We start from the raw sequence: 22,855 nt of genomic DNA on the forward strand, positions 1-22,855 counted from the left end.
TCGGGCGTCGGCCTGAGGCCTCGGGCGTCGGTCCGAGGCCTCAGGGAAGCACCCCGCACAGCGCCCCGAGGGCGCCCTGCCAGCCGCTGTCCGGGGGTGTGGCGTAGCCGACGACGAGGCCGTCGAGGGTGGGCGGCACCGTGGGACGGCGGAACTGGTTGACGCCCTGGACGGCGAGGCCGCGCCAGGCGGCGGCCCGCAGGGTGGCCTGTTCGGTGCCGGGCGGCAGGGCGAGGACGGCGTGGAGGCCGGCCGCGATGCCGCTGACCCGGGTCTCCGGCGAGTGCGCGGCGACGGCCGCCACCAGCTGGTCGCGGCGGCGGCGGTAGCGCAGCCGCATCGCCCGCACGTGCCGGTCGTACGCCCCCGAGCGCAGGAACTCGGCGAACGCCAGCTGGTCCGGCGCGCTCGACGACCAGTCCACGGCCCCCTTCGCCTCCGCCACCTCCACCGCGAGGTCCCGCGGCAGGACCATCCAGGCGAGGCGCAGCCCGGGGGCGAGGGACTTGCTCGCGGTGCCCAGGTAGACGACGCGCTCGGGGTCGAGGCCCTGGAGGGCCCCCACCGGCTGCCGGTCGTAGCGGAACTCCCCGTCGTAGTCGTCCTCCAGGACGAAGCCGCCGGAGGCGCGCGCCCAGTCGACGACCGCCGCCCGCCGGTCCGGGGGCAGGGCGCCGCCCAGCGGGTACTGGTGGGCGGCCGTCATGAGGACGGCCCCGCAGCCTCCGAGGCCGGCCAGCTCCTCGGTCCTCGTGCCCCTGGCGTCGAAGCCGAGGGCCGGCGTGCCGAGCCCGGCCCGGCGCAGGAGGCCGTCGTGGAGGTCGAGCCCGTACGACTCGACGGCCACGTCCCGCACGCCCCGGGCCCGCAGCACCTGGCCGATCAGCATCAGGCCGTGCACGAAGCCCGCGCAGATCACGATCCGCTCGGGCCGGGCGTGCACGCCCCGGGCGCGGGCGAGGTACTCGGCGAGCGCGGTGCGCAGTTCGGCGCGGCCGTGCGGATCGCCGTAGCCGAAGGCCTCGTGGGGGGCGTCCGTGAGCGCCCGGCGGTAGGCCTTGAGCCAGTCGGCGCGCGGGAAGGAGGCGAGGTCGGGGGTGCCCGAGTTGAGGTTGTGCACGGGTGCGGCGGGCCGGCGCCTGCCGGTGCCGGCCGGCGCCGGGTGGGGCGGGGCCGTGGGTGCCGGGGGGCGGGGCGCGGTCCGGCGGGCGACGCGGGTCCCGGAGCCCTGCCGGGCGGTGAGCCAGCCCTCGGCGACCAGCTCGGCGTAGGCGTCGGCGACGGTGTTGCGGGCCATGCCGAGGTCGGCGGCGAGGGAGCGTGAGGACGGCAGGCGGGTGCCGGGGGCCAGGCGCCCGCTGCGGACCGCCTCCCGCAGGGCGTCCATGAGGCCGGCGCGGAGGCGGGTGCCGCGGAGTTCCAGATGGAGGTCGGCCCCGAAAGTGGCCCAGTCGTTCGCCATGGAAATGGACCATACCGCTGCGCCATCGGCTTCGTACGGTGGACGCATGACGACCACGGACCTGACGACGACGGAACCGACCGAGCAGACCGGGTACGCGCACGAGCACGCGCCCCGCCTGCCCCTCGCCGAGCGCCTCCCCGAGTTCTACCGGGCCATGATCCGGCTGGAGACGGCGGCCGCGAAGGACATCGACCCGACCCTGTACCACCTGATCAAGCTGCGGGCCTCGCAGATCAACCGCTGTGCGTTCTGCGTCGACATGCACAGCAAGGACGCGCTGGCCGAGGGCGAGAGCATCGAGCGGATCGTGCAGCTCAGCGCCTGGGAGGAGTCCCGGCACTTCTACACCGAGCGGGAGCTCGCGGCGCTCGCGCTGACCGAGGCCGTCACCGTCCTCACCGACGGCTTCGTGCCCGACGAGGTGTACGCGAAGGCCGCCGCGCACTTCGACGAGACCGAGCTCGCCCGGGTCATCGCCGCGATCGTCACGATCAACGCGTGGAACCGGATCGGCGTCACCACCCGGATGGTGCCCGGCCATTACTCGCCGCGCCCGGCGTGACCGCCGCGGAGCTGCGGGCCCTCCACCGGGGGCGGCCCGCGGACGGCCCGCTGGTGCTGCCCGGCCCGTGGGACGCGGCGAGCGCCCGCGCGTTCGAGGAGGCCGGGTATCCGGCGCTCGCCACGCCGAGCGCGGGGATCGCCGCCTCCCTCGGGTACGAGGACGGGGCGACCCCGCCGGCGGAGATGTTCGCGGCCGTGGCGAGGATCGCCCGGTCCGTCTCCGTACCGGTCACGGCGGATCTGGAGGACGGGTACGGCCTCGCGGCGGCCGAACTGGTCGAGCGCGTACGGGAGTCCGGGGCGGTCGGGGTCAACCTGGAGGACGGCGGTCCCGGCGGGACGCTCAAGGACCCGGAGGCGCAGGCGCAGTGGCTGGCGGAGGTGCGGGCCGCGGCGGGCGCCGATCTCTTCCTGAACGCGCGCGTGGACGTGTACGTGCGCGGGACGCCCGAACCGCTGGAGGCGGCGCTCGCCCGGGCCCGGCTGTACGCGGAGGCCGGCGCGGACTGCGTCTACCCGATCATGGCCCCGCCCGCCGACCTGCCGGCCCTCCGCGGCGCCCTCGGCGACCTCCCGCTCAACGCGCTGGCCCTGCCGGGCGGCCCGTCGTTCCCTGAGCTCGGGGGCCTCGGGGCGACGAGGATCACCTTCGGGGACGGGCTCCTGAGGAGGGCGCTGACCGGGGTGTCGGCGACGGCCGCGGAGCTCCTGGCCGCGTCCGCCCTCCGCGTCCCCGCCCAGGTGTAGGAAGGCCGACGCCCCCGGGCCGTACGGTCGGTCGTACGGTCCGGGGGCGCCGGGGTCTGTGGAGCCGGGATCAGCTTCAGATGAGGCCGAGCTCGCGGACCGCGTCGCGCTCCTCGGAGAGCTCGTTGACCGACGCGTCGATGCGGGCGCGGGAGAAGTCGTTGATCTCCAGGCCCTGGACGATCTCGTACTTGCCGTCCTTGCAGGTGACGGGGAAGGAGGAGATCAGGCCCTCCGGGACGCCGTAGGAGCCGTCGGACGGGACGCCCATGGAGGTCCAGTCGCCCTCGGCGGTGCCGTTGACCCAGGTGTACACGTGGTCGATGGCGGCGTTGGCGGCGGAGGCCGCGGAGGACGCGCCACGGGCGTCGATGATCGCGGCGCCGCGCTTGGCGACGGTCGGGATGAAGGTGTCGGCCAGCCACGCCTCGTCGCCCACGACCTCGGCGGCGTTCTTGCCGGCGATCTCCGCGTGGAAGATGTCCGGGTACTGGGTCGCGGAGTGGTTGCCCCAGATGGTGAGGCGCTTGATGTCCGTGACCGAGGAGCCGGTCTTCTGGGCCAGCTGCGTCAGCGCGCGGTTGTGGTCCAGGCGGGTCATCGCGGTGAAGCGCTCGGCCGGGACGCCCTTGGCGGCGGACTGGGCGATCAGGGCGTTGGTGTTGGCCGGGTTGCCGACGACCAGGACCTTGACGTCGTCCGCGGCGTGCGCGGCGATGGCCTCGCCCTGCGGCTTGAAGATGCCGCCGTTGGCGGCGAGCAGGTCGCCGCGCTCCATGCCCGGGCCGCGCGGACGGGCGCCGACGAGCAGGCCGATGTTCGCGCCCTCGAAGCCCTTGTTCGGGTCGTCGAAGATGTCGATGCCCTTGAGCAGCGGGAACGCGCAGTCGTCGAGCTCCATGGCGGTGCCCTCGGCGGCCTTCACGCCCTGGGGGATCTCGAGGAGGCGCAGCTTGACCGGCACGTCCGCGCCGAGCAGGTGGCCGGAGGCGATGCGGAAGAGCAGCGCGTAGCCGATCTGGCCGGCCGCGCCGGTCACGGTGACATTCACGGGAGTGCGGGTCATGGCGATCTCCGTAAGACAGCTGGCGGTGGGGGTCCCTGCCCCTGGTGCGGGATAGCTCTCTTGATCGATCGGTGTCTCGACATGAAGAGATATCCAGCGGTCAGGCTATCCGACCCGGACCCCCGCCAATCCCCACCCCCTTGTGGTCCGGCTCACTGCCACCCGTCCGGGGAGCCCCCCGGGGGTGTGCGGGGGCGACGTAGCGGAATGGTCACTTCCGTGCCACAGCGCGCCGACGGGGCTTGAATCGGCCTTGGCGCGTCCATGACCCTTGATCAGGACGGCGCCCGCCCTCCCACGGGGGAGAGGGCGGGCGCCGTGCCTCACGCACCGGTCAGGTCACCGTCAGGTGGAGTACGTCCTCCAGGAACGGGATCCGCAGCCAGGGTTGCGGCTGGACCATGAGCGCGAGCAGCACGATCAGGCCACCCATCACCCCGTACGTGATCACGTCCGTGAAGCGGGAGCGGACGGCCAGCATGCCGACGGACGGCAGCACCCGGCGCATCGCCGCACCCGCCAGGAGCGCCGCCCCCACCAGGATCGCCCCCACCCGGAAGGCCTGCGGGAACGGATCCGTCCCCACCACGAGCAGGCCGAGCCCGGCGAGCACGAGGACGGTGAGCAGCGGCCACTGGCGCGCGGGCGCGGGGGCGTCGCCGGGGGCCGCCCGGCCGCCGCCCTCGGGGCGCACGGTGGCGGTGGTGACGGTGGGCGGCCGCCGCCGCGGTCCGCCCTTCGGCCCGGTCTCCGCGGCGGCCCCGCCGTCCGCGGGCACCGCCCCGTCCGGGGTCCCGGAGGTCACGTCAGAGCGCCGCGGCCGCGCGCTCGGCGGCCTCGACGACGTTGACGAGGAGCTGGGCACGGGTCATCGGGCCGACGCCGCCGGGGTTCGGGGAGATCCAGCCGGCCACCTCGGCGACGCCGGGGTGGACGTCGCCGACGATCTTGCCCTCGCCGTTGCGCGAGACGCCGACGTCGAGGACGGCCGCGCCCGGCTTCACGTCCTCGGGCCGGACGAGGTGCGGCACGCCGGCCGCCGCGACGATGATGTCGGCGTTGCGCAGGTGGGCCGCGAGGTCCCGGGTGCCGGTGTGGCACTGGGTCACGGTGGCGTTCTCGGAGCGGCGGGTCAGCAGCAGCGGCATCGGGCGCCCGATGGTGACGCCGCGGCCGACGACCACGACCTCTGCGCCATTGATCTCCACGCCGTGAGCGCGGAGCAGGGTGATGACGCCGTTCGGCGTGCAGGGCAGCGGGGCGGGCTCGTTCAGGACGAGACGGCCGAGGTTGGTCGGGTGCAGACCGTCCGCGTCCTTGGCCGGGTCCATCAGCTCCAGGATGCGGTTCTCGTCGATCCCCTTGGGCAGCGGCAGCTGGACGATGTAGCCGGTGCACTCCGGGTCCTCGTTGAGCTCCCGTACGACCGCCTCGATCTCCTCCTGGGTGGCGGTGCCCGGCAGGGTGCGCTGGAGGGAGGCGATGCCGACCTGCGCGCAGTCGCGGTGCTTTCCGGCGACGTACTTCTGGCTGGCCGGGTCGTCACCGACCAGGACCGTGCCGAGGCCGGGCGTGACGCCCTTCTCCCTGAGGGCCGCCACACGGACGGTCAGATCGGACTTGATCGCGGCTGCGGTGGCCTTGCCATCGAGAATCTGGGCGCTCATGGAGACATCCTCCCGGATGACCCCCGCCTTCTTCCAATTCGCTCCCGTCGCACGGCCGGCGCTACGGAACGACAGGTTGCATCTGCACAACTCCACGACCTATCGACTGGACAAGAACTCGCCATTGCGACGACGATGATCCGCGTAGTACCGCGGAAAGTGCCGGGGGGAAATCCGCTCAAATGCCGTGAAAGTCCTCCGCGCGGGCCGCGTCGTCCCCGCACAGAGAAATTCACGGAGGAATCCCGCGATGAGCTTCGGCGACCCGAACAACCCCTACGGCCAGCCGCAGGGACAGGGACAGCAGCCCGGCCAGCAGCCCGGCTACGGGTACCCGCAGCAGGCCCCGCAGGGCGTGCCGCAGCAGGGCTACGGCTACCCGGCGGCCCCGCCGGTCTCCCCGTACGGCGGCGGCTACCCCGGCGCCGCCATGGTGATGCCCGGCAGCGTCAAGGGCGCGCGCGTGATGCTGTGGATCATGAGCGCCTTCAACGTGATCGGCGGCCTCGCCGCGATCGGCATGTCCTTCGCGTTCGACAGCAGCGACCTCGACACGTCGGGCACCTCGTCCGCCGACGCCGAGGCCTTCGCGAACCTGGGCCAGGGCATCATGATCGCCGCCGGCGTCATCTCGCTGATCTTCGCCGCCTTCGGCATCATGCTCGCCGTCAAGTTCAGCAGCGGCGGCAACGGCGTCCGCATCGGGGCCATCGTCTGGTCCTCGCTCGCGGTGCTCTTCAGCATCTTCTCCCTGCCGCTCGGCATCGTGAGCCTCGTCCTCGGCGTCCTGATCATCGTCTTCGTGGCGAAGTCGGACGGCTCGGCCTGGTTCAACCGGAACAAGCAGCAGTACTGAACCGCGTGACGTGCTGAGGGGCGGGATCCGGCCGGATCCCGCCCCTCACGCGTGTTCACCGCCGCTTCAGGACCGCGAAGCCGTCCGAGCGGTGCGTGATCTCGTACCGCGCCTCCGGGTGCAGTTGCGAAGCCAGCTGTGCCGGATCCGACACCTGCTGCCCCCATCCGCGCAGGTCGAAGGCGAGATAGTCCGGAGTGGCGCCCTTCGACGTGCCCACCCAGTAGACCCGGTGGTCCGCCGTGAGGTGGGCCAGGAGCGAGACGTCCGCCTCGACGCTCGCCCCCTCCGGCACCGCGTCGACCGCCGCCCGCGCCTCCTGGGTCCGGGTGTCCGTCCGGTACGTCTCCGCCTTCGTCAGCTCCCGCAGCGGCAGGTTCGCCGCGAGGACGAGCCCGACCGCCGTGGCCACCGGGATCACGACCTTCCCGTACGAGACGAGCCAGGCGCGCGGCGAGGTCCGGACCGAGCGGGCGCCGTCCACGAGGGCCAGGAAGACGACCGGCATCAGGATCGCGCTGTAGTGCCAGTGCATGCCCCAGTGGTTGGGGTCCTGGGAGAGGAAGCGCCAGCCCAGGGTCGGCAGGACGAGCAGGACCAGCGGGGAGCGCAGGGCGAGGAAGCCGGTGATCGCGAGCAGGTAGAACACCATCTCCCAGCGCTCGCCGGAGCCGAGGGCGTCGGCGACGACCTGGCCGAAGGAGGTGTCGGCGCCCTGGCCGGTCTTCTCGATCTTGGACCAGTAGTCGTACTGGCCGAGCGCGCTCGCCGCCGGGATCAGGACGAGGACCGTCAGCGCGAAGGCCGCCACGCCGAAGCCCGCGAGGGCCGCGCCCAGCCGCTTCCGTCCCTTCAGGAAGAGGACCGCGCCGACCATGGCGACGGTGAGGCCCATGTCCTCCTTCACGAGGACGAGCGGGGCGGACCAGGCGGCGGCCGCGGTCCAGCGCCCCAGGAGCAGGGCCCGGCAGGTCAGGGCGAGCAGCGGGACGGCGAAGGCGATCTCGTGGAAGTCGGACTTGACGGCCTCCTGGAGCCCCCAGGACAGCCCGTACGCGACGGTCAGTCCGATGCCGGCGGCCCGGCTGCCCAGGATCTGCTGGGTGGTGCGGCCGACGACGACGGCCGAGGCGGCGAAGAGCGCGGCCTGCCCGAAGAGCAGGGAGACCGGCGAGGGCCAGATCCAGTAGAGCGGCGCCAGCAGCGCGGTGACGGGGCTGAAGTGGTCGCCGAGTATGGGGAAGCCGGGGCCCTTGATGTCGACGACGGGGGCCCGGAACTCGGCGTACGCCCGGACCGACTGCCCGAAGATCCCGAGGTCCCAGGAGGGCGTGCGGAAGTGCGCGTACTGGACCCAGGAGTACAGGAAGTAGAGGGCGCACAGGACGCCGGCGAGGATCAGGTACGGGCGTATCGGAGCCGGGGAGAGACCGTCGGACGGCTCCGCTTCGGTGGACTCCGCAGCGGGCCTGTTCAGTACGTCCAACACCACGTCCCCCACAACCGGCGGCCGACAAAAGAGCAACCCATTAGACCAGAGTCCACCCGATCGGCGGATCCGCCGCTCACCCGCCCCGCTCAGGGCTCGCGCGTCAGGTGACGGCGCGGATCAGTGGAAGAAGTGGCGCGTGCCCGTGAAGTACATCGTCACGCCGGCCTTCTGCGCCGCCTCGACGACGAGCTCGTCGCGCACCGAGCCGCCCGGCTGGACGACCGCCTTCACGCCGGCGGCCGTGAGGATCTCCAGGCCGTCGGGGAAGGGGAAGAAGGCGTCGGAGGCCGCGTAGGAGCCGCGCGCCCGCTCCTCGCCCGCCCGCTCGACCGCGAGCTTCGCGGAGTCGACGCGGTTGACCTGGCCCATGCCGACGCCGACCGAGGCGCCGTCCTTGGCGAGCAGGATCGCGTTGGACTTGACCGCGCGGCAGGCCTTCCAGGCGAAGGCGAGCTCGGCGAGCTCCTCGGCGGAGAGCGCCTCGCCGGTCGCGAGGGTCCAGTGCGCCGGGTCGTCGCCCTCGGCCTGGAGCCGGTCGGTGACCTGGAGGAGGGCGCCGCCGTCGATCGGCTTGACCTCGACCGGGTTGGCCGGGGCACCCTCGGCCTTCAGGACGCGGATGTTCTTCTTCTTGGCGAGGATCTCGACCGCGCCGTCCTCGTAGCCGGGGGCGACGATGACCTCGGTGAAGATCTCCGCGACCTGCTCGGCCATCGCGACCGAGACGGGGCGGTTGACGGCGATGACGCCGCCGAACGCGGACAGCGGGTCGCAGGCGTGCGCCTTGCGGTGGGCCTCGGCGACGTCGGCGCCGACCGCGATGCCGCACGGGTTGGCGTGCTTGATGATCGCGACGCAGGGCTCGGTGTGGTCGTACGCGGCCCGGCGCGCGGCGTCGGTGTCCGTGAAGTTGTTGTACGACATCTCCTTGCCGTGCAGCTGCTCCGCCTCGGCGAGGCCGCCCGTGCCGTCGACGTAGAGCGCGGCGCCCTGGTGCGGGTTCTCGCCGTAGCGCAGGACGTTCTGGCGCGCGTAGGTGGCGCCCAGGAAGTCGGGGAAGCCGCTGTCGTCGGCCGCCGCGTAGTCGTCGGCGAACCAGGAGGCCACGGCCACGTCGTACGCGGCGGTGTGCTGGAATGCCTCGGCCGCGAGCCGCTTGCGGGCGGTCAGGTCGAACCCGCCGGCCTGGACGGCGGCGAGCACGTCGGCGTACCGCCCGGGGCTGGTGACGATCGCGACCGACGGGTGGTTCTTGGCCGCGGCGCGGACCATCGACGGGCCGCCGATGTCGATCTGCTCGACGCACTCGTCCGGGGTGGCGCCGGAGGCGACCGTCTCGCGGAACGGGTAGAGGTTCACGACGACCAGGTCGAAGGGCTCCACACCGAGCTCGGCGAGCTGCGCGCGGTGCGACTCCAGGCGCAGGTCGGCGAGGATGCCGGCGTGCACGCGCGGGTGGAGGGTCTTGACCCGCCCGTCGAGGCACTCGGGGAAGCCCGTCAGCTCCTCGACCTTGGTGACCGGCACGCCCGCGGCGGCGATCTTCCCGGCGGTGGAACCGGTGGAGACGAGCTCGACACCGGCCTCGTGCAGACCGCGGGCCAGCTCTTCGAGCCCCGTCTTGTCATAGACGCTGACCAGCGCGCGGCGGATGGGCTTAACGGTGTCCGTGTTCACCGACATGAACCTTTCGTCCCTCAATGCGGTAGCCGTGCCGGGCGAGACGCCCCACGACGTCGACGAGCAGCGAGCGCTCGACTTCCTTGATGCGCTCGTGCAGAGCGGCTTCATCGTCCTCGTCCCGCACCTCGACCACGCCCTGGGCGATGATCGGGCCGGTGTCGACACCGTCGTCGACGAAGTGGACGGTGCACCCGGTGACCTTCGCGCCGTAGGCGAGGGCGTCACGCACCCCGTGGGCACCGGGAAAACTGGGGAGGAGCGCCGGGTGGGTGTTGACGACCCGGCCGCCGAAGCGGGCGAGGAACTCCTTGCCGACGATCTTCATGAACCCGGCCGAGACGACGAGGTCCGGTTCGTACGCCGCGGTGGCCTCGGTCAGCGCGCGGTCCCACTCCTCGCGGCTCGCGTGGTCCTTGACCCGGCACACGAAGGTGGGCAGTCCGGCGCGCTCCGCGCGCTCCAGACCGACGATGGAGTCGCGGTCCGCGCCGACGGCGACGATCTCCGCGCCGTACCCCTCGGGGTCGTCGGCGATGACGTCGAGGAGGGCCTGCAGATTGGTACCGGACCCGGAGACCAGGACGACGAGGCGGGCGGCAGCCACAGGGGTCACTCTTTCCGTGGTGTTTGTGCGGTCGTACGAACGAATCGTGCCCCTCGATACGGGGAACCCTACGAATGGCTCGACCGTCAGCAACGATACCGGCACACCGGGACGGCCCCCACGGGACGGGGGCGGAGCAGGGCGGTAGCGTCAGGGTCCTACGCCGGTCACGCACCGGACCGGGCGGGGAGCAGGCCCGGTCCCGGACGGCGGACGGCCCGGCGGACGAGCAGCAGACGTGACAGCACGAGACAGCAGCGGAGACCACGGGTGCGGCCGTGGTCGAGACGACAGAGGGAAGACGTTCAGCAGATGCCGGAACGCCAGTCCACGGACGACAACAACCCGTTCGCTCCGCCGCCCGAGGGCCGGCCGGATCAGCCGTGGCAGCCGCGGCGCCCGGAGGGCTCGGACGACGACCCGTCCGGCACCCCCGACCCGTCGGGGCCGTCCGACGGCCGCTGGAGCCCGCGCCAGCCGGGCCCGTCCCAGGACGGCTTCGGCCGGGGCCCGGAGCGCCGGGGCGGCGGCCAGGGCGGGCCGGAGGGCGGTCCGGGACAGGGCGGTCCCGGGAGCGGCCCGGGGCTCCGCTGGGACCCGACGGACCCCGCGCAGCGACGCGCCCGGTACGCGATCCTCGCGGGCATGTGGGGCTTCTTCTTCGCGATCTTCGAGATCCCGGAGCTGGCGCTGCTGCTCGGCGCCCTCGGTCTGTACTGGGGGATCAGCGCGCTGCGCGCCAAGCCGAAGCCGGCCGGGGAACTGTCGCCGACATCACAGTCCGCGGCCACGCCGGCCGCGCAGCCGGCCACGCCGCAGGGCCGGCCCTCGGGTCAGGGGGCGTCCGCCGCGATCGCTCCGCTCCGCTCGATGCGGACGGCGGCGATCAGCGGTCTCGTCGCGGCGAGCCTGGCCCTGATGATCGTCGCGGTGGGCTTCACGATGCAGATCGTCTACCGCGACTTCTACGAGTGCCGCGACGACGCCCTGACCCACGCCGGCGAGCTGGCCTGCAACGACCTCCTGCCGAAGCCGCTGCGCGCGGGCTTCGGGGTGCGGGAGTAGCCGCCCGGCGTCACTCGGCGGGGGGCGGCGGCGCGGCGGGCTCCCAGGCCGCCGGGAGGTAGTCGTACGGCTCGTAGCCGGGGTCGTCGAAGGGGTCGGCGAGCGGGTCGGCGCCGGAGCCTGCGCCGGTACCGGCAGCCCCGGGGACGCCCGGGCCCGCAGCCGGGTCCGTGCCGCTGTCCGGGCCGCTGTCGCCGCCGGGCCCGTGGGACGCCGGGGCCTGGGGCGTGGTGGCCTCCGGACGGCCCTCCGCCGCCCCGGACGGGGCCGCGGTGGACACGCCGACCGCCGCCCCGACGGCCGCCACCACCGCCGCCACGGGGCCCGGCGCGGGCACCGCCACGCGCCGTGGCCGCAGGGAGCGCGGGATCCGGCGGCCCCAGGCCCGCACCCCCAGGGCCACCGGGAGCGCCACGCACGCCCCCCACAGCACCGCGGCGGCGCCCGCCTGCCACCACACCGGGCCCAGGGCCGAGAGCCGGCCGGTGCCCAGCGGTCCGCCCGCCGCACCCGCCAGGACGGCGACGGCCGCCCCGCATCCCCAGGCCGCGCCGAGGGCCGTCAGGGCCGCGTCCCGGGCCGTCCAGGTCCGCGCCGCACGTCCCACGCACAGGCCCTGGACCGCGGCGGCGGTCAGCGGGACCGCGGCGGTCGCCCAGTGGACCCAGGTGCCGCGCCCTTCGGAGGGCAGCGCGGCCAGGAGCGGGAAGGGCGGCACCGTCGGGTCGCCGACGAGACCCAGCGGGGTCGCGAGCGCGCCCGTACCGAGGGTGAAACCGGGCCCCAGGCCGTACGCCGCTCCCCAGACGGCCATGTTCGGCAGCAGCGCCAGGACGAGGAGCAGGACCGTCACCCGACCGGACCACTCCCCGGCGAGCCCCTCGAACGAGGCCTGTGCCCGGCCCGCGTGCCAGGCCAGCGAGACCGCCGCGGCGACCGCACCGCCGCCGAGCAGCGTCAGGGTCCCGAGCCCCGCGGCGCGTAGGGCCACGGCGGCCTGCCGCCGGCCGGGCAGCCGCCGGCCGGGCAGCGGGCGGCCGAGCGCCGTCCAGACGCCCGCTCCGGCCGCGCCGGTGACGACGGCCGGAAGCCAGATCCCCGCCGTGACCGGGTCGGCGGGGAGCGGGCCGCCCGCGCCGTAGACCACGACGGCGGCCGCGACCAGCAGGTATCCCCCGGCCACGGCGGCGACGGCGCCACCCGGGGAGGGGCGCGGCCGGCTGGTGTCGCCCCCCGGGTCGAGGGTGTCGCGGGCCGCCCGGTGGACGAGCCAGACCGGCAGGGCGACGAGGAGCAGCGGGACGATCCCGACGGGGGCGGGCAGGCCGGACAGCGTGTCCGTACGGACCAGGTCGCAGCCGTGCGCGAGCAGCCAGAGCCCGGCGGCGACGTGCAGGGCGCCGACGGGGCCGCTGTCGGGGTACGGGGAGCTGATCCAGGCCGCGATCACCAGGACCGCGAGGGCGCCGAGCCCGAGTCCGGCGGCGACCACGCCCCGGACGCAGGCGGTGGCGAGCGCGGCGGAACGGCCGCCCTGGACCAGGGGGTGCTCGGTCACATGGGTCACGGGGTCATGCTGCCAACGACACGCGCTTTCGCCGCGTAACAGGCAAACCTCCGTTGTGTCGCTCAAGATACGTTTATGTACTTTTCCGCCCAGAGCAGCTCTGCGGGAGGTCGACGCCGATGAGCCGGAGCACCGCGGATTCCGCACGCTCGGACACCCTGCCGACTCCGAAGGAGCGGCGCAGGTTGCGTGAGGCCCTCGCCCTGAGCGAGGAGCAGGTCGCCGAGGCCATGGGCGTCACGAAGGCGACGGTCAGGTCGTGGGAGACCGGCCGCTCGGCCCCCCGGGGCCGCAAGCGCGAGGCCTACGCGAGGCTGCTCGGCGCCCAGGAGCCGGAGGCCCCGCGCCCGGCCGAGGCCCCGGCGCCGCCCGCTCCGGAGCGGCCCGCCCAGGACCCGCGGGGCCGGGAGCCGCAGGGCCGGGCCCAGGCCCGTCCGGAGGCCTCCCCGCCGCAGCCGCAGGCCTCCCCACCGCAGCCGCAGGCCCAGGCCTCCGCGTCCGCCCACGTCCGGCCCAAGGCCGCCGTCAAGCGGGCCGCCAAGCCGCCGCGGGCCCCCTCCCCCGCCCCGGCCATCGCGCCGGGTCCCGCCCGCAAGGTCCCCCCGAAGCCGCCGGAGCGGCTGAAACCGGTGGCGGCGGACGGGGCCCCCGCGGAACCGGCCCCCGACGGGGCCGGTCCGTCCCTCACCCCCGAGGAGGCCTTCGACGCGCTGTACGCGCACGCCGCGCCGGGCCTCGTCCACCAGACGTACCTGCTCACCTCGCGCCGCGGGCTCTCCCACGAGTCCGTGGAGCGGGCCTTCCACCACGCCTGGGAGCACTGGCCCGAGGTGGCCCAGGACGCGGACCCGGTGGGCTGGGTGCGGGCGGTGGCCTACGAGTACGCCCTCTCCCCCTGGCACCGGCTGCGCCGCGCCCACAAGCACCCCGACGCCCCGCCGGCCGAGGCGAACCGGCGGGCGCTGCTCGGCGCGCTCCTCGACCTGCCGCCGGCGTACCGCAGGACCGTCCTGCTCTACGACGGCCTCGGCCTGGACCTGCCGGACACGGCCGCCGAGACGGAGGCGAGCACCCCCGCCGCCGCCAACCGGCTGCTGCACGCCCGGACGGTCCTCGGGGAGCGGATCCCCGAGCTCGCCGAGCCGGAGGCCCTGCACCGGCGGCTGAGCACACTGGTCGCGGAGGCACCGGCGGCGACCCTGCCGGCGGCCCGTACGGTCCGGGCGGGCAGTGAGCACCGGGCCCGCACCTGGACGCGGGCGGTGCTCGGGGTGACGGCGGCCCTGATCGTGGTCACCGGGTTCACGGTGGCGACCGCGCCGACCCGCTACATCCCGGTGAACGCCCCCGGCGAGACGGTCAACGGGGTGCCGGTGCGCGGTGGCCCGCAGAAACTCGGCCCGGAGGACCTGGAGCTCCGCGACCGGCTCCGCTCCGAACCCAACCCGGGCCCGGAACGCCTGGTCCCGGCGGTCGGGTAGGCCGCCGCACCGTCCGCCGTCCGCCGACCGCCGACCGCCGTCCGTATGAGGGCTTCGTGAGGGCTTCCGCCGCACGGCCCCGTACGCGAGTGGGCCCCGCCCCCACCCGGTCTCCCGGGAGGGGGCGGGGCCCACTCGTCGTACCGCCTGTCAGGCTGCTGTGCGTTTCAGCCCGTTCAGCCCGCGAGGATGGCGCGCGCCAGCTTGGCGGTCTCGGTCGGCGTCTTGCCGACCTTGACGCCGGCGGCCTCGAGGGCCTCCTTCTTCGCCTGGGCGGTGCCGGAGGAGCCGGAGACGATGGCGCCGGCGTGGCCCATGGTCTTGCCCTCGGGCGCGGTGAAGCCCGCGACGTAGCCGACGACCGGCTTGGTGACGTTGGCCTTGATGAAGTCGGCCGCGCGCTCCTCGGCGTCGCCGCCGATCTCACCGATCATGACGATCAGGTCGGTCTCGGGGTCCGCCTCGAACGCCGCGAGGGCGTCGATGTGCGTGGTGCCGATGACCGGGTCGCCACCGATGCCGACGGCGGACGAGAAGCCGATGTCACGGAGCTCGTACATCATCTGGTACGTCAGCGTGCCGGACTTCGAGACCAGGCCGATGCGGCCCGGCTTCGTGATGTCGCCCGGGATGATGCCGGCGTTGGACTGGCCCGGGGTGATGAGACCGGGGCAGTTCGGGCCGATGATGCGGGTCTTGTTGCCCTTCGCCTGCGCGTACGCCCAGAAGGCGGCGGAGTCGTGGACCGCGATGCCCTCGGTGATGACGACGGCCAGCGGGATCTCGGCGTCGATCGCCTCGACCACGGCGGCCTTCGCGAAGGCCGGCGGGACGAACAGGACCGAGACGTCGGCGCCGGTCTCCTTCATCGCCTCGGCGACGGAGCCGAAGACCGGGACCTCGGTGCCGTCGAAGTCGACGGTCGTGCCGGCCTTGCGCGGGTTCACGCCACCGACGATGTTGGTGCCGTCACCGAGCATGAGCTTGGTGTGCTTCATGCCCGTGGCACCGGTCATGCCCTGGACGATGACCTTGCTGTCCTTGGTCAGGAAGATAGCCATGGTGTTCTGACCTCGTCCCTTACTTCGCAGCCGCGAGCTCGGCGGCCTTGTCGGCCGCGCCGTCCATGGTGTCCACGCGCTGCACGAGCGGGTGGTTCGCGTCCGACAGGATCTTGCGACCCAGCTCCGCGTTGTTGCCGTCGAGGCGCACGACCAGCGGCTTGGAGACCTCTTCGCCCTTCGAGGCGAGGAGCTCCAGGGCCTGGACGATGCCGTTGGCGACCTCGTCACAGGCGGTGATGCCACCGAAGACGTTGACGAACACGGACTTGACGTCCGGGTCGCCCAGGATGATCTCCAGGCCGTTCGCCATGACCTCGGCGGAGGCGCCGCCGCCGATGTCGAGGAAGTTGGCCGGCTTCACGCCGCCGTGGTTCTCACCGGCGTACGCGACGACGTCCAGGGTCGACATGACCAGGCCGGCGCCGTTGCCGATGATGCCGACCTCGCCGTCGAGCTTGACGTAGTTGAGGTTCTTGGCCTTGGCAGCAGCCTCGAGCGGGTTGGCTGCGGCCTTGTCCTCGAGCGCCTCGTGGTCGGGCTGACGGAAGTCGGCGTTCTCGTCGAGAGACACCTTGCCGTCGAGGGCCAGGATGCGGCCGTCCTTGGTCTTCACCAGCGGGTTGACCTCGACGAGGAGCGCGTCCTCGGCGACGAAGGTCTTCCACAGGGTGACCAGGGCCTCGGCGACACCCTCGGCCACGTCGGCCGGGAACTTCGCCAGGGCCACGATCTCGCGGGCCTTCTCGATGCTCACGCCGTCGACGGCGTTGACCGGGACCTTCGCGAGGGCCTCGGGGGTCTTCTCCGCGACCTCCTCGATGTCCATGCCGCCCTGCACCGACGCCATGGCGAGGAAGGTGCGGTTGGTGCGGTCGAGGAGGTACGAGACGTAGTACTCCGCCTCGATCTCCGGGGACAGCTCGGCGATCATCACCTTGTGGACCGTGTGGCCCTTGATGTCCATCCCGAGGATGTCCGTCGCGCGGGCGACGGCCTCGTCCGGGTTCGCCGCCAGCTTCACGCCGCCGGCCTTGCCGCGGCCACCGACCTTCACCTGCGCCTTGACGACCGACTTGCCGCCAAGACGCTCGGTGGCCTCGCGCGCCGCCTCAGGCGTGTCGATGACTTCACCGGCCAGCACCGGTACACCGTGCTTGGCGAAGAGGTCCCTCGCCTGGTACTCGAACAGGTCCACGCGCGTCCGTCCCTTTTCTGATGATCGCGGTTCGTTGTCTGCGTGGGCGTGCCGCGAAGGGCAACGTGACTGCGCTGTCACAAGGGAGGCGTGCACGGAGTCCGTGGACGCGGCATGTCCGTCTCGCAGGTTATCCCCGAGGGCCGTGGGACCCTAAATCGCAGATACCCGCAGAGCGGTGATACGGGTCACAGACCGTGCGGGCCGGGGGGCTGTCCGTAGGGGTGACGGGGTGGGCCCGGGCGGCCCTCGTGGCAGGCGGGGCCTGGCCTCCGGGGCTCTCGCGACGCGCCGGGCGCCGGGGTGGGGGCCCTTCCGGCACGAGTGTGATATGAGCCTCAGTCGGGTCGCGGGCACCCGTGCGGGTGGTCCGGCGGCGACGGATTCCGCACCCCTCGGGCCGTCCCGCCCGGCCCTCGGACCTGAGGCCTCGGGCCTCGGGCCTCGGGCCTCGGGCCTCGAGCTTCGGGCCTCGGGCCTCAGGCCTCGGGTATCGGAAGGGGGCGCCGCTCCAGGGCGGCCGCCATGACCTCCGGGAACAGGTCGGGGGTGCAGGCGAAGGCCGGGGCGCCGAGCGCGGCGAGCGCCGCCGCGTGGTCCCGGTCGTAGGCGGGGGCGCCCTCGTCGGAGAGCGCCAGGAGGGCCACGAACTGGACGCCGGACGCCTTCATCGCCGCGACCCGCTTCAGCATCTCGTCGCGGATGCCCCCCTCGTACAGATCGCTGACGAGGACGACGACGGTGTCGGCGGGTCGGGTGATCCGGGACTGGCAGTAGGCGAGGGCGCGGTTGATGTCGGTGCCGCCGCCGAGCCGGGTGCCGAAGAGGACGTCGACCGGGTCGTCGAGCTGCTCGGTGAGGTCGACGACGGAGGTGTCGAAGACGACGAGGCGGGTGGCGAGCGACCGCATGGAGGCGAGCACCGCGCCGAAGACGGCGGCGTGGACGACGGAGGCGGCCATGGAGCCCGACTGGTCGACGCACAGCACCACCTCCTTCCTGAGCGCCCGGGAGGCGCGCCCGTGGCCGACGAGCCGCTCGGGGACGACGGTGCGGTGCTCGGGCAGGTAGTGCTTGAGGTTGGCGCGGATCGTGCGGTCCCAGTCGATGTCGCGGTGCCGGGGGCGGCTGATCCGGGCGGAGCGGTCGAGCGCGCCGGTGAGCGTGGCGCGGGTGCGGGCGGAGAGGCGCTTCTCCAGGTCGTCGACGACCTTGCGGACGACGGCGCGGGCGGTCTCCCGGGTCGTCTCGGGCATGGCCCGGCCGAGGGAGAGGAGGGTGCCGACGAGGTGCACGTCGGGCTCGACGGCCTCCAGCATCTCCGGCTCCAGGAGGAGGGTGGCGAGCCCGAGCCGGTCGATCGCGTCGCGCTGCATCACCTGGACGACGGAGCTGGGGAAGTAGGTGCGGATGTCGCCGAGCCAGCGGGCGACGGAGGGCGCGGAGGCGCCGAGCCCGGCCGAGCGCTCGCCGCCGTCCCGGCCCCTGCGGTCGTAGAGCGCGGTGAGGGCGCCGTCCATGGCGGCGTCCGTGCCGGCGAGGGCCCGGCCGGTGCCGTCGGCGTCGCCGCCTCCCAGGACCAGCCGCCAGCGCCGCAGCCGCTCGTCGTCGGTGGGCGTGGTGGTCATGCGAGGGCCTCCGTTCCGAGGATGAGGTGGAGCAGGGGCAGGACGCCGTCGGCGCGCGCGGGGTCGGCGCCGGGGGCGAAGCCGGGTGTGCCGGGATCGGAGGGCCCCGGCCCGCCGGAACGCGGTCCCCGGGCGACCAGCTCCCCGAGGGTGCGGCGCACGCCCGGCTCGTACGCGGAGAAGGTGCGGCGCAGCAGCGGCAGGACGTCGCCGAAGGCCTGGTCCGGCACGGACGTCAGCCAGGCGTCGACGAGGCCGAGGAGCCGCTCGTCGTGCACGAGGAGCAGACCGCCGCCGGAGGCCCCGCCGACGAAGCCGTCGATCCAGGCGGCGGCGTCGGCCGGCGGGGTGCCGGGCGACAGGGCGCGGCTCATGAGCGTCGCGGCGTCCCCCTCTGCGATCCGGCCCTCGTCGAGCAGCAGCCGCGCGGCCCGCCCCCGGAGGACCCCGGGTATCCGGTCCCGCTCGGCGAGCCGCCGCAGCACCGCACCCCAACGGCCGGCGAGACCGGAGAGGTCGGGGACGTTGGGGAGGTTGGGGCGGTCGGGGAGGTCGGGGCGGTCCGGGACGTCGCCGTCGTGCCCCGGAGCGGGGCGGTCGTCGAGGAGGCCGATCGCGGTGTGGACGGCGTCCAGCCGGTCCCGCATCTGTGCGGCGGCGTCCGTGTCGAGTCCGGCGCAGGCGGGCGGCAGGCCGACGCAGACGCGCTCGGCGAGCCCCGCGGCGACCTCGCCGAGCGCGGCCGTGCCGGTGCCGCGGACGTCGCCGTAGCGCAGGGAGCGGGCCAGGGCCGGGAGGGCGTCGGCGAGGTGGGCGACGTCGGTGTCGAGCGCGGCCCGGTCGGCGAGCGCCCGCATGACGACGGGCAGCGCTTCGGTCAGCCCGGCGAGGAGGCACTGCTCGGCGAGGGCGGTGATGTCGGCCAGCGAGGTCGCGGCGAGGGCCCGGGACTCGGCCTTCGCGGTGGCGGCGGCCTCGACGGTGGTGCCCCAGACGCCGGCCTCGGCGACCTGGACGTGCAGCTCGGGCTGCCAGCGCAGGCGCCAGGTCTCCCGGAAGGTGCCGGTGCCGGCGCGGCCGGTGGCGGGCTCGCCCCAGTGGACGCCGAGGAGGCGCAGGCGGTGCAGCAGGCGGCTGCGTCCGGCGTCGGTGTCCTTGCGGAGGTCGAGCCCGAGCTCGCGCTCCTGCGCCTCGGGCTTGAGGCGCAGGGTGCGCTGGCGGCGGGTCAGGTCCCGCTGGAGCGGGACGGCGGGGGCGGCGGCCGGGACCTCGCCCAGGACGTCGCCGACGACGAGCCGGTCGCGGACGAGGTCGAGCGGCACGTCGGAGCCCTCGCAGAGCACGGCGCGGACGGCGTCGGTCGTCTCGTCGAGCCCGGGGGACGGCCGGCCGCGCAGGGCGGCGAGGGTCTCGGCGAGGCGGACGGCCTCGATGACGTGGGCGGAGGAGACGGGGAGGTCCTCGGCCCTGAGGAGGCCGGCGACCGCGGTCATCCAGCGCTCGACGGGCCGGTCGGGAGCGGCGAAGAGATGGGCGTACCAGCCGGGCGCGTCGATTCCGGCGCCGTAGCCCGAGCGGCGGGCGAGCCTGCGGTGGGTCCAGGGGACCCAGGTCAGCTCGGTCTTCGCACGGGGCAGGCCCTTGAGGAGGGCCCTGTCGGCGGTGACGGTCGTCCTGCGGGTGAGCGCGGGCACGTGCCAGGCGCCGCAGACGACGGCGACGGCGTCCCCGAACTCCTTGCGGGCGGCGCGCAGCCGGAGCCGCATGTACGCCTCGCGGACCAGGTCGCGGGGGTGTCCGCCGTGCCCGTACGTCTCGCGCAGGGCGCCCATGGCCTCGGCGAGGGCGTCGAAGGGGGCCGTGGGGTCGCCGTCGCCGCGGAGCTCGACGACGTCCTCCCACCAGCGCTCGGCGTCCTCGTACCCGGCGGCCCGGGCGAGTTCGGCGACGGGGTCGATCCGCAGGCCGCTCCCGCTGACCGCCTCCTCGTCGTCCGTGTCGTCCCCGTCGCTCCACGTGGGGTCGGCGGCGGCGAGGGTGTGGGCGGCGGGCAGGTCGATGAAGCGGACGGCGGCGCCGTGGTCCAGGGCCCAGCGGATCGCGACCCACTCGGGCGAGAAGGCGGCCATCGGCCAGAACGCGGCGCGCCCGGGGTCGTCCACGGCGTGGGCGAGCAGCGCGACGGGGGGCCGCATGTCCGGGTCGGCGGCGAGGGCGACGAGGGCGTCGGCCTCGGCGGGGCCCTCGACGAGCACCGCGGCGGGCCGTGCCGCGTCCAGAGCGGCCCGCACCCCACGGGCGGACCCGGGGCCGTGGTGCCGCACCCCGAGCAGCAGGGGGCTGCCCGGCGGCCGGGGGTGCGCGCGCCCGCCGGCGGCCGGGCGGGCGTCCGGGTCCGGCGCGCGGCGGTCGTCGGGCGCGTCCCGCTCCGTGGCGGTGGGTGTCATGCGCTCACCTCGCGGCAGGCGCGGTAGAAGTCCTTCCAGTCGTCTCTCTCCCGGACGACGGTCTCCAGGTACTCCTGCCAGACGACCCGGTCGGCCGCCGGGTCGCGGACGACCGCGCCGAGGATGCCGGCGGCGATGTCGGCGGGGCGCAGGACGCCGTCGCCGAAGTGGGCGGCGAGGGCGAGTCCGCCGGTGACCACGGAGATCGCCTCGGCCGTGGAGAGCGTCCCCGAGGGGGACTTGACCCGTGTCCGGCCGTCGGTGGTCACCCCGTCGCGCAGCTCGCGGAAGACGGTGACGACCCTGCGGATCTCGTCCGCGCCGTCGGGCAGCGCGGGCAGTTCCAGGGAGCGGCCGAGCTGCTCGACCCGGCGGGTGACGATGTCGACCTCGGCCTCGGGGGTCGCGGGCAGCGGGAGCACGACGGTGTTGAAGCGGCGGCGCAGGGCGCTGGAGAGCTCGTTGACGCCGCGGTCGCGGTCGTTGGCGGTGGCGATCAGGTTGAAGCCGGGGACGGCCTGGACCTCCTGTCCCAGCTCGGGGACGGGCAGGGTCTTCTCGGACAGGATCGTGATGAGGGTGTCCTGCACGTCGGCGGGGATGCGGGTGAGCTCCTCGACCCGGGCGGTCATGCCCTGGGACATCGCGCGCATCACGGGGCTGGGGACGAGCGCGTCCCCGCTGGGGCCGTGGGCGAGGAGCCGGGCGTAGTTCCAGCCGTACCGGATGGCTTCCTCGGGGGTGCCGGCGGTGCCCTGCACGAGGAGGGTGGAGTCGCCGCTGACGGCGGCGGCGAGGTGCTCGGAGACCCAGGTCTTGGCGGTGCCGGGGACGCCGAGCAGGAGCAGCGCGCGGTCGGTGGCGAGGGTGGTGACGGCGACCTCGACGATGCGGCGGGGTCCGACGTACTTCGGCGTGACGACGGTCCCGTCGGGGAGCGTGCCGCCGAGGAGGTAGGTGGCGACGGCCCACGGCGAGAGGCGCCAGCGGGCGGGCCGGGGCCGGTCGTCGGCGGCGGCGAGGGCCGCGAGCTCATGGGCGAAGGCGTGCTCCGCGTGCGGCCGCAGGGCCTCGGCGGCGGCCTGCGGCCGTCCCGGTCCGGTGTCCGTCTCGACACCGGAACCGGGCTTCGCGATGGTTTCGGGCACGGGCATGGATCCCCCTCCAGATCGTTCGACCTGCTGTGCGATCCACCGTGCACCATGCCACTGACAATTGGATGTCGCCGCAGGTCAGGGCCGGTTGGAGAGGTGAGGGGGCGTCAGCCCACGATCGGCGAGACGGCGACGCAGCCGCCGGCCATCGCCTGCTCGGCCTTGGCCTCCTTGATGACCTTGCCCTGGTAGACGACCTTGCAGGTGAGGTCGGAGGGGTCGAGCGAGATCGGCATGACGGCCGGCGGCATGACGCCCTTCAGCGTCACGGTCTTCTTCCACGGCGCGGCCGGCTTCTTCTCCGACTCGACCTTCGGCTCCATCGCGGTGCCGCCGCCGGCGTGGTAGTCGATCGACTCGATGCCCTTGCCGCTGACCTCGTACGTGACCTCGTAGGTCTCGTTCACGGACTTGTCGACCTGGCCGGCGGCCTTCTCGGCGACCTCGGAGCAGGCCCCGAGGCCCAAGGCGAGGCCGGTGACGGCGAGGGCCGAGACGGCGGTGCGGACGGTGCGCTTCATGGGATCCCCTGGACGGCGTGGTGCGATTCGTCGGTCGCCGCAGAGAATCGTAAAGAGAAGGTAAAGTCAAATCACCTCCGCGCCGTTCCGGCCGGCGGGACCGCCGGGTCGGCGGCGTTGTCAGTGGGGGCCTCTACCGTCGAGGACATGAATGCCATGGGGGTGCGCTGGACGTCGGAACAGGTGCTGGCACTGGCTCCTGACGACGCGTCGCGCAGAGCGGGGAGCAAGCTCGGCACGGCCGGGCCCTGGTCGGAGACGGGCTGCGGGGACGGCGCGGTCTGGGGCCTGTGCAAGGGCAGCGGGAGCACGCCGTACCGGACGGTCGTCGACACCACGGGCCCCGCGTACTCCTGCGGTTGCCCCAGCCGGAAGTTCCCCTGCAAGCACGCACTGGGCCTGCTGCTCCTCCGGGCGGCGGACGGGATCGCCGCCGAGGACTCCCCCGCGCCCGACTGGGCCGCGCGATGGCTCACCGAGCGGCGCGGGGGGGGGCGCGCCCCCCCCCCCCCCCCCCGGCCGCCCGCGCCCCCCCCCCCCGCCGCCCCCCCACCCCCCCCGCCCCCCGAGACCCAGACGCCTCGCCCGC

The 22,855-nt window shown here is 74.3% G+C and carries 20 protein-coding genes; 6 read left to right on the top strand and 14 right to left on the bottom strand.

The window, feature by feature from the left end; genetic code table 11:
* Positions 1–40 precede the first annotated feature (40 nt).
* Entirely contained in the window at positions 41–1,462 is a 1,422-nt protein-coding gene (locus tag ACFV2S_RS17395) for a PLP-dependent aminotransferase family protein (RefSeq protein WP_385559301.1), read from the bottom strand.
* A 46-nt stretch (positions 1,463–1,508) separates the two neighbouring features.
* On the opposite strand from ACFV2S_RS17395, the gene ACFV2S_RS17400 reads away from it, so the two are divergent.
* Complete coding sequence (locus tag ACFV2S_RS17400) at positions 1,509–2,027, top strand: carboxymuconolactone decarboxylase family protein (RefSeq protein WP_385559303.1); 519 nt, start codon at positions 1,509–1,511, stop codon at positions 2,025–2,027.
* A complete protein-coding gene (locus ACFV2S_RS17405; RefSeq protein WP_385559306.1) occupies positions 2,024–2,776 on the top strand; it encodes an isocitrate lyase/phosphoenolpyruvate mutase family protein in 753 nt (250 codons plus the stop codon). The genes ACFV2S_RS17400 and ACFV2S_RS17405 overlap by 4 nt, the downstream gene beginning before the upstream one ends.
* 76 nt (positions 2,777–2,852) lie before the next feature.
* Here the strand turns inward: ACFV2S_RS17405 and ACFV2S_RS17410 are convergent, their stop codons facing one another.
* The 3 genes from ACFV2S_RS17410 to ACFV2S_RS17420 form a co-directional block, all read right to left on the bottom strand.
* Complete coding sequence (locus ACFV2S_RS17410; protein ID WP_385559309.1) at positions 2,853–3,842, bottom strand: malate dehydrogenase; 990 nt, start codon at positions 3,840–3,842, stop codon at positions 2,853–2,855.
* A 334-nt stretch (positions 3,843–4,176) separates the two neighbouring features.
* Positions 4,177–4,647 carry a DUF3017 domain-containing protein gene (locus ACFV2S_RS17415; protein ID WP_385559312.1) on the bottom strand — a complete coding sequence of 157 codons (471 nt, stop codon included), beginning with the start codon at positions 4,645–4,647 and terminating at the stop codon, positions 4,177–4,179.
* A 1-nt stretch (position 4,648) separates the two neighbouring features.
* Positions 4,649–5,509: a bifunctional methylenetetrahydrofolate dehydrogenase/methenyltetrahydrofolate cyclohydrolase gene (locus tag ACFV2S_RS17420; RefSeq protein WP_385559314.1), complete on the bottom strand. Its 861-nt coding sequence runs from the start codon at positions 5,507–5,509 to the stop codon at positions 4,649–4,651.
* Positions 5,510–5,759: 250 nt separating this feature from the next.
* Here ACFV2S_RS17420 and ACFV2S_RS17425 point away from each other — a divergent pair, with 250 nt between their 5' ends.
* Positions 5,760–6,365, top strand: coding sequence for a hypothetical protein (locus ACFV2S_RS17425; protein WP_385559316.1), 606 nt, complete (start codon positions 5,760–5,762; stop codon positions 6,363–6,365).
* 55 nt (positions 6,366–6,420) lie between these two features.
* Here the strand turns inward: ACFV2S_RS17425 and ACFV2S_RS17430 are convergent, their stop codons facing one another.
* From ACFV2S_RS17430 to purN, 3 genes are all read right to left on the bottom strand, one after another.
* Positions 6,421–7,854, bottom strand: a complete 1,434-nt coding sequence (locus ACFV2S_RS17430; protein WP_385559319.1) for a DUF2079 domain-containing protein — start codon at positions 7,852–7,854, stop codon at positions 6,421–6,423.
* A 120-nt stretch (positions 7,855–7,974) separates the two neighbouring features.
* A complete protein-coding gene (gene purH / locus ACFV2S_RS17435) occupies positions 7,975–9,540 on the bottom strand; it encodes a bifunctional phosphoribosylaminoimidazolecarboxamide formyltransferase/IMP cyclohydrolase (RefSeq protein ID WP_385559322.1) in 1,566 nt (521 codons plus the stop codon).
* Positions 9,515–10,144, bottom strand: a complete 630-nt coding sequence (gene purN / locus ACFV2S_RS17440; protein ID WP_385559325.1) for a phosphoribosylglycinamide formyltransferase — start codon at positions 10,142–10,144, stop codon at positions 9,515–9,517. Before purN ends, purH begins: the two co-directional genes overlap by 26 nt.
* Positions 10,145–10,456: 312 nt before the next feature.
* Here purN and ACFV2S_RS17445 point away from each other — a divergent pair, with 312 nt between their 5' ends.
* Complete coding sequence (locus tag ACFV2S_RS17445) at positions 10,457–11,209, top strand: hypothetical protein (RefSeq protein WP_385559328.1); 753 nt, start codon at positions 10,457–10,459, stop codon at positions 11,207–11,209.
* A 10-nt stretch (positions 11,210–11,219) separates the two neighbouring features.
* Here the strand turns inward: ACFV2S_RS17445 and ACFV2S_RS17450 are convergent, their stop codons facing one another.
* Positions 11,220–12,776: a DUF6350 family protein gene (locus ACFV2S_RS17450; RefSeq protein ID WP_385559331.1), complete on the bottom strand. Its 1,557-nt coding sequence runs from the start codon at positions 12,774–12,776 to the stop codon at positions 11,220–11,222.
* A 119-nt stretch (positions 12,777–12,895) separates the two neighbouring features.
* Between ACFV2S_RS17450 and ACFV2S_RS17455 the strand changes: the two genes are divergently transcribed.
* Positions 12,896–14,257 carry a helix-turn-helix domain-containing protein gene (locus ACFV2S_RS17455; protein WP_385559334.1) on the top strand — a complete coding sequence of 454 codons (1,362 nt, stop codon included), beginning with the start codon at positions 12,896–12,898 and terminating at the stop codon, positions 14,255–14,257.
* A 176-nt stretch (positions 14,258–14,433) separates the two neighbouring features.
* Here the strand turns inward: ACFV2S_RS17455 and sucD are convergent, their stop codons facing one another.
* The 6 genes from sucD to ACFV2S_RS17485 form a co-directional block, all read right to left on the bottom strand.
* Positions 14,434–15,318, bottom strand: coding sequence for a succinate--CoA ligase subunit alpha (gene sucD, locus ACFV2S_RS17460; RefSeq protein WP_148005828.1), 885 nt, complete (start codon positions 15,316–15,318; stop codon positions 14,434–14,436).
* 19 nt (positions 15,319–15,337) lie between these two features.
* On the bottom strand, positions 15,338–16,516 hold the full coding sequence (gene sucC, locus ACFV2S_RS17465; RefSeq protein ID WP_383799203.1) for an ADP-forming succinate--CoA ligase subunit beta: 1,179 nt from the start codon (positions 16,514–16,516) through the stop codon (positions 15,338–15,340).
* A gap of 479 nt (positions 16,517–16,995) precedes the next feature.
* Positions 16,996–18,144, bottom strand: coding sequence for a VWA domain-containing protein (locus tag ACFV2S_RS17470; protein ID WP_385559337.1), 1,149 nt, complete (start codon positions 18,142–18,144; stop codon positions 16,996–16,998).
* A complete protein-coding gene (locus ACFV2S_RS17475; protein WP_385559340.1) occupies positions 18,141–20,591 on the bottom strand; it encodes a DUF5682 family protein in 2,451 nt (816 codons plus the stop codon). The genes ACFV2S_RS17470 and ACFV2S_RS17475 overlap by 4 nt, the downstream gene beginning before the upstream one ends.
* Positions 20,588–21,745, bottom strand: coding sequence for an AAA family ATPase (locus ACFV2S_RS17480; RefSeq protein ID WP_385559343.1), 1,158 nt, complete (start codon positions 21,743–21,745; stop codon positions 20,588–20,590). Before ACFV2S_RS17480 ends, ACFV2S_RS17475 begins: the two co-directional genes overlap by 4 nt.
* A gap of 107 nt (positions 21,746–21,852) precedes the next feature.
* Positions 21,853–22,266 carry a hypothetical protein gene (locus ACFV2S_RS17485; protein ID WP_385559346.1) on the bottom strand — a complete coding sequence of 138 codons (414 nt, stop codon included), beginning with the start codon at positions 22,264–22,266 and terminating at the stop codon, positions 21,853–21,855.
* Positions 22,267–22,413: 147 nt separating this feature from the next.
* Here ACFV2S_RS17485 and ACFV2S_RS17490 point away from each other — a divergent pair.
* On the top strand, positions 22,414–22,855 hold a 442-nt coding region (locus ACFV2S_RS17490), incomplete at its 3' end, for an SWIM zinc finger family protein (protein ID WP_385559491.1).

Source organism: Streptomyces sp. NPDC059695 (assembly GCF_042733785.1).
GTDB lineage: Bacteria > Actinomycetota > Actinomycetes > Streptomycetales > Streptomycetaceae > Streptomyces.